We start from the raw sequence: 13,072 nt of genomic DNA, 5'->3' as shown, positions 1-13,072 counted from the left end.
GGTTGCAGAAAATCGCTACGCGGGGGCTCTCTTCTTCGCTTCGTCACGGACCGCTCCATGGACAGACATCTCCCGCCCGCCGGTCGCTGGCAACTCGCGGCACGCGCGCAACGCATGCAGCCGTCGGCGCTGCGTGAACTTCTCAAGGTCGCCGAGCGGCCTGACATCATCTCATTCGCAGGCGGGCTTCCGTCGCCCTACGCGCTGCCTGTCGAGCGGCTGCACGCGGCAATGGATCGCATTTTGCGGCGCGACGCCGTCTCGGCGCTGCAATACGGCCCCTCGGAAGGGTATCTGCCACTGCGCGAAGCGATTGCGGCACGCCTGACACGTCAGGGAGCGGCGGTGCACTCTTCGCAGTTGCTGGTCACGACCGGGTCCCAGCAGGCGCTGGATCTGGTCGCGCGCGTACTCGTCGACCCGGGCTCGCGGGTCTTGATCGAGACGCCGACTTATCTGGGCGCCGTGCAGGCTTTGGCACAATACGAACCCACTTTTGAAGAAGTCCCGGCGGACGCCGCAGGCCTCGTGCCCGAGCGCATGTCCGATGCATCAATGCGCTGCGCACGGCTGCTCTACACCCAGCCGAACTTTCAAAATCCCACGGGACGCACGCTCGCCCTCGAGCGCCGCATCGCGCTGGTCTCGAAGGCGGCTCGCAACGGTTTGCTGCTCGTCGAAGACGACCCGTATGGCGAGCTCGTGTACAGCGGCGCCACGCCGCCGTCACTGCTCTCGATGGCCCCGGACAATGTCGTGCATCTCGGCTCGTTCTCGAAGGTGATCGCGCCCGGTCTGCGCGTGGGCTACGTCGTCGCACCGGACGAACTTCTGACCAAGCTGCTGCAAGCGAAGCAGGCGAGCGATCTGCACACGACCGGCATTACCCAACGGCTCGCACACGCCCTGTTGATCGATGGCGAATACGACGCGCACCTCGAAGCGATCCGCCTGCGTTACCGCGCGCAGTGTGCGCTCATGCTCGGGTGCCTCGCCGAACATATGCCCGAAGGCGTGTCATGGACGCGCCCGAGCGGCGGCATGTTCCTCTGGGTGACGTTGCCGGCGGGCATCGACAGCGCGAGTCTTTTCGAAGACGCGCTGGCGCGCGGCGTGGCGTTCATTCCGGGCGCGTCGTTCCACGCCGTGGCGCCACGCTCGAACACGATGCGGCTGACGTTTACCACCGCAACGCCCTCGCAAATCGAAACGGGTATCTCGCGTCTGGCGCAGGCCATCAAGGCGCGGCTCACCCAAGCCGAAGCCTGCGCTATCGTCTCTTAGTCGTCGGTCCGCCGCGCACGCGCCGCCACCGAGGCAGGGGCGGCGCGGTGACCACGAGATCGCCTCCATACCTCACGCACAGGCCTGAAGCGCTGCGTCGGACGGCTCGAACAGTCCGAGGTTCTGTGCCGTCTGCACGAAGCGCGGCACACACGGGTTGCTGCTCTTTGCATTCCATACGAGCGCGACATCGATGTGCGGCGCGTGCAGCAGCGGCACGAACTGCACGTTCTCTGCCCGGGTACTGCGCATCGAACTGTGCACCAACGCCACGCCAAGCCGCTGGCCCACGAGGTTCACGATCGTCTGCTGGAAGTTTGTCTCCAGCCGCACGCGCGGCGCAAAGCCCGCCTGCCGGCAGTGCTCCGTAATCGTGTTGTAGATGAAAGGGGACGCCTCGCGCGGCGAGATGATGAACGCGTCGTCGCGTAACTCGCCAATGGAGATGGCCGTACGCGAGGCGAGCCGGTGAGCGGCGGGCAGCGCCGCCACCAGCGGCTCCCGGAAAATGGTCTCGGTGCATAGCTCGTCGGACGCATCGGACGAATACATGATGCCGACGTCCACCTTTCCGCAGCGCAGTTCGTCGGCCAACTCGGTCGGGATCTTCTCCCTGAGCTTGACTTCGATGCGAGGAAACGCCGCCGCAAAGGCGCGCGTGAGCACCGGCAGCACGCTGCACGCGACAGCGAACATGAAACCGGCGCACAGCATGCCCGAATCGCCGACCTCCGCGGCACGCGCATGCGAGCGCGCCTGGTCGAGTGTCGCGAGCACGGAGCGCGCGTCGCGATAGAAACGCTGCCCGGCCGCCGTGAGCGCCACGCTGCGCTGCGTTCGTTGAAACAGCACGACACCCAACTCCTCCTCGAGCATCGCGATCTGACGCGATAACGGCGGTTGCGAGATATGCAGCAGATTTGCCGCGCGCCCGAAGTGGAGCGTTTCAGCCAGTACTACGAAATAGCGGAGTTGCCTCAGTTCCATGGAGTGATTTCCCCTTGAAAGAACATCGGTTTCTATTCATAGCGAACCGGTATCAGTCATCGCATCATATGGTATTGGAGACCTCTCGCGAATCGAACTATCCTTGGTTTTGCTTTATGGAGCACCCCCCAAGGCATTCGCCATGATGCGAACCTGCGCCGCCAAACGCGGCGCTCGCCAATTCCAATAAAGTCAATGAGAGACGCTATGCACGCCCACGATCCGCTGGACCGTTCAAACGCAAACTTTCAGTCTTCCTTCAGACCATCGCTTGACCGGCTCTGCGGCAACGACCCTTCCATGCTCGCGACCCTCGCCCGCGCGCGCCTGCTCATCGATCGACAGCTTCCCATTCTGATTCTTGGAGAAACCGGCACCGGCAAGGAATACCTCTCGCGGGCATTGCACGACTACAGCGCCCGACGCCACGCCAGCATGGTGTCGGTCAACTGCGGCTCGATCCCCGAAAATCTGATTGAAAGCGAACTGTTCGGCTACCAGCGCGGCGCATTCTCCGGCGCGCTCAATACCGGCATGAAAGGCAAGGTCGTGCAGGCCGACGGCGGCACGCTCTTTCTCGACGAAATCGGCGACATGCCGTTTGCGCAGCAAACGCGCCTGCTGCGTGTGCTCTCCGAGCGGGAAGTCACCCCCATCGGCGCCGCCACGCCTGTGCCCGTCGATCTGCAACTCATTTGTGCAACGCACCAGAATCTCGAATCGCGCGTGCAGTCAGGTGGGTTTCGGGAGGACCTCTACTACCGGATCGCCGTTGGCATCGTGCATCTACCGCCACTACGACTACGACAAGACCGTGCCTGGCTATTGGATTCGATGATCGTCGCCGAGTCGCATGGCAACGCCAGTTTCGAATCGCTCGACAGCGAGACCCGCGAATTGTTGCTGTCCTACGCCTGGCCGGGCAACTTGCGTCAGATGCGCGCTGCCGTGCAGTACGCGTGCGCCGTCAAGAGCGACGACACGATCCGGATTTCCGATCTGCCCGCCAATCTCGTGCAAAGCGCGACGCTCGCAGCTTCCGGTGCGACGTCGGCGACACCTCCCCCCCCTGCCGCCATCCCCGCCACCGGACCGTCAAGCACTTCCGGCAGTATCCAGGTGGCCCCCATCGCCTCGCTGTCGGCCATCGCCAACGGCGAGCGTGAGATCATCATCCGCGTGCTGTCGTCCCGCCGCTGGAACATCTCCGCCGCATCGCGCGAACTCGGCATCTGCCGCACATCGCTCTATCGCAAGCTGCGCGAACTGCATATCCCTCATGTCCGCGATATGGGCAGCGACGTGTTGCTCGGCCCGGATCGCTGAACGAAACCGCGGGCGGCACCCTGCGCCGCCCGTAGCCTTGCTGTTGCCACGACCTTCCTTATGCCGGGTCGGCGAGCAGCGCCATCATGGCCGTCGCCTTGTAGCGCGGTCCCGTCGTCGTGCCGGCAAAGAAGTGCGTATCGAGCGCATTTGCCATCGCGGCATCGATGTGCAGGCTCGCTGCACTGAGGTTCTCTTCCAGACGGCTCACACGGCGGGTGCCCGGAATCGGCACGATGTCGTTCCCGCGTGAGAGCAGCCATGCGAGCGCCAGTTGGGCCGGGGTCACGCCGATTTGTGCGGCATACCCCGCGAGCGTTTTCGCCAGCCTCACATTCGCGTCGAAGTTCTCTCCCTGCAAGCGCGGGTCGGACGTGCGGCGCGAATCGCCCTCCGGAAACTCTTCTGCCCGACGTGCGGTTCCCGTCAGAAACCCCCGGCCAAGCGGAGCGAACGGCACGAAGCCAATCCCCAGCTCGCGCAGGCACGGCAGAATCGACGCTTCGATGTCCCGGTGCCAGAGCGAATACTCGCTTTGCAAGGCGCTCACCGGATGCACCGCGTGCGCGCGCCGAATGGTTCGCTCTCCTGCTTCCGACAGACCGAAGTAGCGCACCTTGCCTGCCTTGACCAGATCACCCACGGCGCCCGCCACGTCTTCGATGGGCACATTGGGATCGACACGGTGTTGATACAGCAGGTCGATGTAGTCCGTACCGAGTCGAGTCAGGCTGGCGTCGACGACTTGCCTGATGTGCTCGGGACGGCTATCGGCCCCGGTCACGGCGCCATGCTCGAAGCGGAAGCCGAACTTGGTGGCGACGATAGCCTTGTCGCGACGGCCTTTGAGGACGCGCCCGAGCAGGCGTTCGTTTTCGAACGGTCCGTACACTTCCGCCGTATCGAAGAAATTGCATCCGAGGGCGAGCGCCCGTTCCAACACGCGAACCGACTCGGCATCGTCGGAAGGACCATAGGCGTAGCTCATGCCCATGCAACCGAGACCAATAGCGGGGACTTCCAGTCCTTGATTGCCTAGTCGGCGGGTTGGCAGCATCGCAAGACTCCTGTGTTGTGGTTGAAGAACCGGTGCCATCAGGCAAAAGCGCACGACATCGGTACGCCATCGTCTCCATGCAAGTTTCGATCCATTTTTTTGCGTAACGTCCCGACGATTCCTTCGACCTCATTTGCCGACCGACGCGACGGCCTTTCAACCCGCATGTCTTCACGATATGCGCGCGCGAACCGATGCCTCCGTGGCGTTGCCTGCCGTGAAAATCATGTGAGCGCCTGGGCATCGACGCATGCTTTGCGGTGAATCATCTGTGCATTCATGCGACACCTGTCGCAGTGTGCGACAGGTGTTCGTTCGGATTGCAAAGCGATGAACTCAACCGGCCTTACCCGCGCCGCACACATTCGTGCCATGGCACCCAAATTGCTTGGAGTCCGTCATTTGTTCTCGCCGATCGCAAGGCGCACGACCCACAATGACGAACAACCGCACGGCCGTTCGCGCCGATGGCGCACTGGATACGAGACCGGGTATTGGGATGGGGATGGGGATGGGGCTATCGCTCGGCGTGGCGCTTTACGGCGCGTCCGGCAGTGTGCTCACGCGCTTTCGGGAATGGGCGACGCATCTCAGCCCCGAAGAACGGCAGCATGCCGACGCCTTTTGCCGACCGTCCGACCGGGAGGATTATGTTGCGGCGCATATCCTGGCGCGCGTTGCCGCTGCTCGGGTGACCGGCAGCGCCGATACGCCTGGCGCCTCTGCACGGACCTACGTGCTGGTGCAACGCTGTGAACGGTGCGGGGGCGCCCACGGCCGCCCCCGCCTGCCCGCCCACCCCGGACTGCATGTCAGCCTCAGCCACACTCGCGGCGTCGTCGCGGCCACCTGCGCCATATCGCCAGTCGGTATCGACGTCGAACACTGGGATGCGGCGCTCGCGGGCGACGCCGACCTGCCCGGACTCAACGAGCGTGAGCGGATGCGTCTGGGCGCGTTCGCCAGCGTGGCGCATACCCATCACGCGCCGTCGCCCCGTGCACTGGCCTGGCTGCGTCTGTGGACGCGCAAGGAGAGTCTGATCAAACTCGGTGGGTTGACGCTGGAAGACATGACCGGCATCGACCTGTCGCGTCTGCCGATGAGCGAAGCGCCCTTGCGCGCATGGCAACGCCGGGTGGCACACGATATGTGGGCGATGACGGACTGGCTCGATCCCGCCTTGCGCGTCACGGGAACCGTGTCGGGAGTGGCGAGTGTGAGCGTCGAACGGATCGAGGCGTAACGCGTCCCCTGACACGCGGGGCGGCACAAGGCGAAACACCCGTGCGCCAGGGCACGGGCGTTTCGCGTAGGCCGAGACCACCGAGGCCGCCGAGATCGCAGAGACCTCGGTCGGCCATCCGGATCAGGCGGCGACGGCGACCGGCGCGGCGGCGATTTCGTCCTCCACCGAACTCAGCATCAAATGCTCGAACGCGCCCAGCGACGCCTTCGCGCCTTCGCCCAGCGCAATCACGATCTGCTTGAACGGCACGGCCGTCACGTCGCCCGCGGCGAACACGCCCGGCACCGACGTCGCGCCCTTCGCATCCACTTCGATCTCCCCATGGCGCGAGAGCGACACCGTGTCCTTGAGCCACTCGGTGTTCGGCACCAGACCGATCTGCACGAACACGCCTTCGAGCGCAATCGTCGATGTCTCGCCCGACGCGCGGTCACGGTACACGAGGCCGTTCACCTTCTGCCCGTCGCCGACGATCTCGGTCGTTTGCGCGTTCATCAGCACGCGCACATTCGGCAGGCTGCGAAGCTTGCGCTGGAGCACTTCGTCCGCACGCAGTTGTGTGCCGTATTCGATCAGCGTGACTTCCTTGACGATGCCCGCCAGATCGATGGCCGCTTCCACGCCGGAATTGCCGCCACCGACGACCGCCACACGTTTTCCCTTGAACAGCGGGCCATCGCAATGCGGGCAGTAGGCCACGCCGCGATTGCGATATTCGCGCTCGCCCGGCGCGCCGATTTCGCGCCAGCGGGCCCCCGTCGCCAGCACCACGGCACGCGCCTTGAGCACCGCACCGCTGGCCAGATGCACCTCGTGGATTTTGCCCGGAATCAGCGCTTCGGCGCGCTGCGTGTCGATCACGTCGACGTCGTAGCTCTTGACGTGCTGCTCCAGCGCCGTCGCGAATTTCGGCCCTTCGGTATGCGTGACCGAAATAAAGTTCTCGATGGCCATCGTGTCGAGCACCTGACCGCCGAAACGCTCGGCAACGACCCCGGTCACAATGCCCTTTCGCGCGGCGTAAATGGCGGCCGCCGCACCGGCAGGCCCGCCGCCCACGATCAGCATGTCGTAGACAGGCTTGTTTTCGAGCGCCTTCGCAGCGCGCGCCGTCGCCCCCGTGTCGAGCTTTGCCAGCAATTCCTTCACGCTCGTGCGGCCTTGCGTGAACGACTCGCCGTTGAGGAATACCGTGGGCACCGCCATCACCTGACGCGCCTCGACCTCGCCCTGGAACAGCGAACCGTCGATAGTCACTTGCTGGATGCGCGGGTTGATGAGCGCCATGACGTTGAGCGCCTGCACGACTTCCGGGCAATTCTGGCAGGACAGCGAAATGTACGTCTCGAAGCGAAAGTCGCCGTCGAGCTCGCGAATCTGCGCAATGGTGTCGTCGTCGAGCTTGAGCGGGTGACCGCCGACCTGCAACAGCGCCAGCACCAGCGACGTGAATTCATGGCCCATGGGCAAACCGGCGAAGCGAATGCGCGGCGCCTCACCGGGCGTGCCGATCGCGAAGGACGGGCGACGCTCGCTGGCATCGTCGCGAAAGACGACGGCGATCTTGTCCGACAGCGGCGCGATCGCTTCGACCAATGCCTTCATCTCGGCGGACTTGGGGCTGTCGTCGAGCCACACGGCGATTTCGATGGGGCGCGTGACTTTCTGAAGATACGTTTGCAACTGGGCTTTGAGGTTCGCGTCCAACATGGCTTTTTTTCCGTCTCGATAGGGTGAGCGAGGTCCACCGCGTCGGCCAATGGCTGGCGCAGGTAAGCGTCGGGAATTCCGGGTGAGGTGCCGGCTGCGCGAGGTTTAGGGGGGCTCGCGCGCCGGCAGGAGACGCCGCCCCGTGACCGGCGCGGCGCTTACAGCTAAACGACTGGGATGGACGGCTTAGATCTTGCCGATCAGGTCAAGCGACGGGCTGAGCGTTTCGGCGCCCGGCGTCCACTTGGCGGGGCAGACTTCGCCCGGGTGGGCGGCGATGTACTGAGCCGCCTGCACCTTGCGCAGCAGTTCCTTGGCGTCGCGACCGATGCCGTTGTCGTGGATTTCGCACAGCTTGATCTCGCCTTCCGGATTGATCACGAACGTGCCGCGCAGCGCCAGGCCTTCTTCTTCGATCAGCACGTCGAAGTTACGCGAGATCGCGAGCGTCGGATCGGCGACCATCGGGTACTGGATCTTGCGGATCGTGTCCGACGTGTCGTGCCAGGCCTTGTGCGTGAAGTGAGTGTCGGTCGACACGCTGTAGATCTCGACGCCCAGCTTCTTGAACGCGTCGTAATGGTCGGCCAGATCCCCCAGCTCGGTCGGGCACACGAAGGTGAAGTCGGCCGGATAGAACACCACCACCGACCACTTGCCCTTCAGGGTTTCGTCGGTCACGGTGATGAAGTCGCCATTTTGGTAAGCGTTGGCTTTGAACGGCTTGATCTGGGTATTGATGATCGGCATGTCGTTGTCTCTCGGACTGGGTGGAAAGTGTTGCCAGTATGCCGAATGCTATCAACAACAAGAAATTGATTATTGAAATCTATGCAATTAAGCCAGACTATCGGTAGCGATAGTCTGGCGAGTGAGGCGTCGCCCGATGCAGACAAGCCCGTGCAGGACACGCGCGCGCCTGCGGCCACTAGGGAAGGTCAGCCCTTGGGATAGCGCACGGCGCGGACTTTGCCGCTGGCGGCGCCGCCGCAATAGAAGGTGTCCTTGCCGTCGAATTCAAGACCGCTGACGACAACGCCGTGCGGCATTTGCACCCGCGTCAGGACGTCCCCGGTCACGGCGTCCACCCGACGAAGTTCGCTCTCGTCGTTTTCCCACGTCCCATGCCAAAGCTCGTCGTTCGCCCACGTCACGCCCGTGACGAAGCGATCGGATTCGATGGTGCGCAGCACGCGGCCGTCGGCCGGATCGATTTGCAGAATGCGGCGATTGCGGTATTGGCCGACCCAGAGGCTGCCTTCGGCCCACGTGAGCCCCGAGTTGCTGCCCTGTTCCGCCGGCGCGGGAATCGAATGCAGCACGCGCCCCGTCGAGGGGTCGATCTTGTCGATGCGCGACGCTGCGATCTGATAGAGATGTTTGCCGTCGAAGGTGGTGCCGGCGTCGCTCGGCGCCTCGATGGTGTGAGCGACTTCACCGTTGGCGGGGTCGAAGGCGACCAGCGCTTCGCCGGTCGCGGCCCAGACCTGGTTGCCATCGAAGGTCACGCCATGAATGCGGTCGAAGCCTGCAAAGGGTCCGTACTCGCCGGTGATGTCGGCTGCACTGACACTTGCGGTGCGAGGGCTGCGTTGCGGTTGGTTCGTCATGCGGGGCTCCTGTCTGCTGTGCTGTTGGCGATGCTGTCGTTTGTCGCGACGCCGGGTTTGGCGTGCAAGTCCACTCTAGCCAAACGCCCATCCGGCCGGGAGTAACAATATCGTCGTGAATTCCGTGAGTGGCGGCGCCATCCAGCGACGCGCACGCGCAAGGCCAACGGCGCGCACGCGGCCCTGCGCTTGCAGATCGCCAAGGGCGCGCTGAACGGTTCGCTGACTCACGCCCAGGGCCACCGCAAGCGCCGAGGTCGACCATGCCGTGCCGTCGGCGAGCAACGCCAGGAGCGATGCGCGCTCACCGTCGATCGGCGGCAGCAGCACGGCAACGTCTCCTGCCTCTGTCGGCCTTAGCGCAAAGCCTCGCGCGGTGGCATCGATCACGGCGATACCTTTGAGGAGCGTGCGCAGGCGTCCGATTTCTACGCGCAGGCGCACGCGATGGGTGTCATCCGGACAACGCAGCCGGAAGGCGTCGGCAATCAGTGTTTCGCGATCCACGTCGCCCGGCCACGCCCGGGCGAGTTGCAAGGCGAGCGTGAACAACACAGGCCGCGTGGCGAGCGGTCGCCAGACATTGCCTATCCCGACGCCGCGACGGCAGGCATCGATGACGAGCGCGCCCGAATGCAGCAGCGCCGCCGCCTCGTCCAGGTTCAGCGCGTGTTGGGCACCGCGCTGCAAACGCCTGGCGGCGGGACGCATCAGGGCATCGCCCATGCGCTCGATTTCGGCGCTAAGCGCAGGCACGCGGGCGGTGCTCGCAGCGCTTCGTGCCTGCGCGAGGGCATATCGCGCGTCGGCGATACGCAGGGTCCGCAGCGCGATCTCGGTGGCGATCAGCGCGTGAACGGCGGCCAGGCGTGCCGGCGCGCCCGGTGCCGACGCCTCGTGAAGCGCTTGCGCCGCGGCGTCGAGCTTGCCCAATAGCAACAACCGTCTCGCGACGATGAGGCGTGCGAGCATCGCATTGGGCAGGTCGGCGTGCGATGCGAGCAGCGCTGCGGCAGATTGCAGCGCGCGCGTGGTGCCGCGCAGATCGCGCATGGCCAGTGCAACCTCGGCGTCCGCCACGACGCACCGTGCGCGCGCCACGGCTTCCTGCGTCCCGAAGCGGCGTGCGGCACGTCGGAGCAAGTCTCTTGCACGTACAAAATCGCCAAGCTGCGCCATCGCGATGCCGCGCAGCGCAAGCGCCGACGGGTCTTCGCGAAGCGCCACCAGACGCAGCGCGCCTAGCGGATCGCCCGCAGCGAGCGCGCGGGCCGAAGCGGCAATGAGAGAGTCCATTGGCGGATATTACCGTGCGGCGCGCTCACGGCTCTGCGCTCGCTGCCCGCTGCCCGCGTCGACAGGAATCACGCGACGCCCCCTAGTAGAATTGCGGTTTTCGCCGGGAATTCAGGAATACATCCATGTCATTTGCTTCGCTTGGCCTGATCGCGCCCCTGCTGCGTAACGTACAGGCGCTCAATTACCAGACACCTACGCCGGTGCAGGCCAAGGCCATTCCTGTCGTGCTCGCGGGCAACGATGTCATGGCCGCGGCGCAGACCGGCACGGGCAAGACAGCGGGCTTTGCGCTGCCGATCCTGCAGCGGCTCGTGCAGCACGGCCCGGCGGTCTCGAGCAACCGGGCGCGCGTGCTGGTGCTGGTACCCACACGGGAACTGGCGGAGCAGGTGCTGCAAAGCTTCGTCGAATATGGCAAAGGCCTCGATCTGCGTTTTCTGGCCGCTTACGGCGGCGTGAGTATCAATCCGCAAATGATGAAGCTGCGCAAAGGCGTTGACGTGCTCGTCGCCACCCCGGGTCGTTTGCTGGATCTGAATCGTCAGAACGCGGTGCAGTTCGATCAGGTGCGCACGCTGGTGCTCGACGAGGCCGACCGCATGCTGGATCTGGGTTTCGCGCGCGAGCTCGATGCGGTGTTTGCGGCGTTGCCGACGCAGCGTCAGACGCTGCTGTTCTCGGCGACGTTCAGCGACGAGATTCGCGCCATGGCCGCGAACCGCCTGCGCGATCCGGTCGACATCAGCGTAAGCGCGCCCAACGCGACGGCAAGCAAGATCAAACAGTGGGTGATTCCGGTCGATAAGCGCAACAAGCCCGATCTGTTCATGCATCTCGTGGCCCGGAACGGGTGGACGCACGCATTGGTGTTCGTCAAGACGCGCAACGGCGTGGAATACCTCGCATCCCTGCTCGACGAAGCGGGTTACGCGATCGACACGATTCACGGCGACAAGCCTCAACCGGCGCGCCTGCGGGCACTGGAGCGATTCAAGGCTGGGGAAGTGCAGATGCTGGTCGCCACCGACGTGGCGGCACGCGGGTTGGACATCGACGATCTGCCGCTCGTCATCAATGTCGATTTGCCCATCGTCGCCCAAGATTACGTGCACCGCATCGGCCGCACCGGTCGCGCGGGCGCGAGCGGCGTGGCGGTCTCCCTCGTCTGCGCCGACGAAGCGCCGCAACTGGCCGCGATCGAAGCGCTGATCCGGCAAACGCTGCCGCGCGAGGAAGAACCCGGATTCGAAGCGGAGCACCGGGTGCCGGAGACGAACGCGGCGGGTCAGATCATCAAGAAACCGAAAAAGCCGAAGAAGCCGAAAGCGCCGATGGCGGGACAGGCAGGTGCAGGCGCCCGACAAGCGCCGGTGAAGCCGTCAACCTCGCCCGGCGGCGGCAATCGGCGCAAGCCGGCGGCGACCGACGCCAAGTCGTCCCGCAGCGGCTTGTTCGGCGCGCCCAAGACGCCCGGCAGCGGCGTAGCGGCGACCCTTCAGGCCGCGAAGAAACCGTCTGGCGGGCGTGGAAAACGGTGATCCCGATTCCAATCGGTGCACAACGGCGTGTGGCCAGCGCTCAGCGCGTGGGCGATTCGCCATCGTCCCGGCATTCTGCACCGGGACAGCGAGTCGGCGCACCGCGCGCACGCGCGGCTTGCCCGGACGACGTGTGCTGACGTCCGAAGCCGATCTGCTCAAAGACACCGCCCCCGATCTCGAAGCCGGTGGCGTAGTGATAGGCGGCAACGGTCGAGCCGAGTGCCACCGACAGCAACAACAACGTTCCCGTACGCCAGCGGCGTCGGACCGTGGAAGCCATGTCTCCTCCCTGTCAGAGGTCGGCCCGCTCGAAACGCAACTGTCACCGGCTCGCGGCAAACAGCGCTACGGTACGGTTACGTCCTGGCGGGCATCGAGTTTCCAGTCACTGCTGAGTCTCGTTTTTTCGCGATTCTGCACGCGAGCCCCCGAATTTGTCACCCCGGCTATCCCTTAGACGACCGAATATATCGTGATGTGATATATTTTTTGGTTTTCAGACCCTTCCCATATCCACTGCTGCCGACTTATGACTGCATCGACACCGCCGGATACCCCGCCTCCATCGGGAACCCAGGACACGCCGACCGCGCCGCTCACCGGCAACGCGCTGACGAAGCGCGATTTCGAGGCGCTATCGGAGTTCCGCTATCGCCTGCGCCGCTTTCTCAACTTCAGTGAGACGGCCGCGCGCGAAGGGGGAATCACGCCGCAACAATACCTGTTGCTGCTGCACGTCAAGGGTATTCCTGGACGGGAATGGGCGTCCATCAGCGAATTGGCGGAGCGGCTTCAGGCCGTGCATCACAGCGTGGTGGCGCTCGTCGCCCGCTGCGAGAAGGCCGGGCTCGTGACCCGGCGTCAGAACGAAAGCGACCGGCGCGTGGTGGAAATCCACCTGTCGCCCACCGGCGAGGCGTGCCTCGCGAACCTCGCCGCACAGCATCGCAACGAACTGAGCACGTTCGCCGACATCTTCCACATTCGTGGTGTTCATCTGTAACTCCGG

12 protein-coding genes are annotated in these 13,072 nt (G+C 64.6%); 5 read left to right on the top strand and 7 right to left on the bottom strand.

Annotation, left to right across the window (positions count from 1 at the left end; genetic code table 11):
• Window positions 1–57: 57 nt before the first annotated feature.
• Complete coding sequence (locus tag UC34_RS05495; protein WP_044454509.1) at window positions 58–1,284, top strand: aminotransferase-like domain-containing protein; 1,227 nt, start codon at window positions 58–60, stop codon at window positions 1,282–1,284.
• 72 nt (window positions 1,285–1,356) lie between these two features.
• Here the strand turns inward: UC34_RS05495 and UC34_RS05490 are convergent, their stop codons facing one another.
• Window positions 1,357–2,271 carry a LysR family transcriptional regulator gene (locus tag UC34_RS05490; RefSeq protein WP_044454507.1) on the bottom strand — a complete coding sequence of 305 codons (915 nt, stop codon included), beginning with the start codon at window positions 2,269–2,271 and terminating at the stop codon, window positions 1,357–1,359.
• Window positions 2,272–2,571: 300 nt separating this feature from the next.
• Between UC34_RS05490 and UC34_RS05485 the strand changes: the two genes are divergently transcribed.
• Window positions 2,572–3,597, top strand: coding sequence for a sigma-54-dependent Fis family transcriptional regulator (locus tag UC34_RS05485; protein WP_237165242.1), 1,026 nt, complete (start codon window positions 2,572–2,574; stop codon window positions 3,595–3,597).
• A 58-nt stretch (window positions 3,598–3,655) separates the two neighbouring features.
• Here the strand turns inward: UC34_RS05485 and UC34_RS05480 are convergent, their stop codons facing one another.
• On the bottom strand, window positions 3,656–4,654 hold the full coding sequence (locus UC34_RS05480) for an aldo/keto reductase (RefSeq protein WP_044454503.1): 999 nt from the start codon (window positions 4,652–4,654) through the stop codon (window positions 3,656–3,658).
• Between the two features lie 436 nt (window positions 4,655–5,090).
• On the opposite strand from UC34_RS05480, the gene UC34_RS05475 reads away from it, so the two are divergent.
• The gene (locus UC34_RS05475; protein ID WP_157123038.1) at window positions 5,091–5,900 is read left to right on the top strand and encodes a 4'-phosphopantetheinyl transferase family protein; all 810 of its coding nucleotides are present in this window, start codon (window positions 5,091–5,093) and stop codon (window positions 5,898–5,900) included.
• A 123-nt stretch (window positions 5,901–6,023) separates the two neighbouring features.
• Here UC34_RS05475 and ahpF read toward each other — a convergent pair whose 3' ends face one another.
• The 4 genes from ahpF to UC34_RS05455 all read right to left on the bottom strand — a co-directional run bounded on the left by ahpF (window position 6,024) and on the right by UC34_RS05455 (window position 10,519).
• Entirely contained in the window at window positions 6,024–7,613 is a 1,590-nt protein-coding gene (ahpF, locus tag UC34_RS05470; RefSeq protein ID WP_044454501.1) for an alkyl hydroperoxide reductase subunit F, read from the bottom strand.
• 186 nt (window positions 7,614–7,799) lie between these two features.
• Window positions 7,800–8,363, bottom strand: a complete 564-nt coding sequence (ahpC, locus tag UC34_RS05465; RefSeq protein WP_044454499.1) for an alkyl hydroperoxide reductase subunit C — start codon at window positions 8,361–8,363, stop codon at window positions 7,800–7,802.
• 188 nt (window positions 8,364–8,551) lie between these two features.
• The gene (locus tag UC34_RS05460; RefSeq protein ID WP_044454497.1) at window positions 8,552–9,223 is read right to left on the bottom strand and encodes a Vgb family protein; all 672 of its coding nucleotides are present in this window, start codon (window positions 9,221–9,223) and stop codon (window positions 8,552–8,554) included.
• Window positions 9,224–9,298: 75 nt separating this feature from the next.
• Window positions 9,299–10,519 carry an HTH domain-containing protein gene (locus tag UC34_RS05455; protein ID WP_044454496.1) on the bottom strand — a complete coding sequence of 407 codons (1,221 nt, stop codon included), beginning with the start codon at window positions 10,517–10,519 and terminating at the stop codon, window positions 9,299–9,301.
• Between the two features lie 125 nt (window positions 10,520–10,644).
• On the opposite strand from UC34_RS05455, the gene UC34_RS05450 reads away from it, so the two are divergent.
• Complete coding sequence (locus tag UC34_RS05450) at window positions 10,645–12,060, top strand: DEAD/DEAH box helicase (protein WP_044454494.1); 1,416 nt, start codon at window positions 10,645–10,647, stop codon at window positions 12,058–12,060.
• Between the two features lie 40 nt (window positions 12,061–12,100).
• Here the strand turns inward: UC34_RS05450 and UC34_RS05445 are convergent, their stop codons facing one another.
• The gene (locus UC34_RS05445) at window positions 12,101–12,343 is read right to left on the bottom strand and encodes a hypothetical protein (protein ID WP_044454492.1); all 243 of its coding nucleotides are present in this window, start codon (window positions 12,341–12,343) and stop codon (window positions 12,101–12,103) included.
• A gap of 249 nt (window positions 12,344–12,592) precedes the next feature.
• Here UC34_RS05445 and UC34_RS05440 point away from each other — a divergent pair, with 249 nt between their 5' ends.
• Window positions 12,593–13,066 (top strand): MarR family winged helix-turn-helix transcriptional regulator, encoded by a 474-nt coding sequence (locus UC34_RS05440; RefSeq protein ID WP_084070377.1) that lies wholly within the window; start codon window positions 12,593–12,595, stop codon window positions 13,064–13,066.
• Window positions 13,067–13,072 lie beyond the last annotated feature (6 nt).

This window comes from Pandoraea vervacti, assembly GCF_000934605.2.
GTDB lineage: Bacteria > Pseudomonadota > Gammaproteobacteria > Burkholderiales > Burkholderiaceae > Pandoraea > Pandoraea vervacti.
The sequence above is the reverse complement of the archived record's forward strand: the minus strand, read 5'-3'. Positions and strand labels throughout refer to the sequence as shown.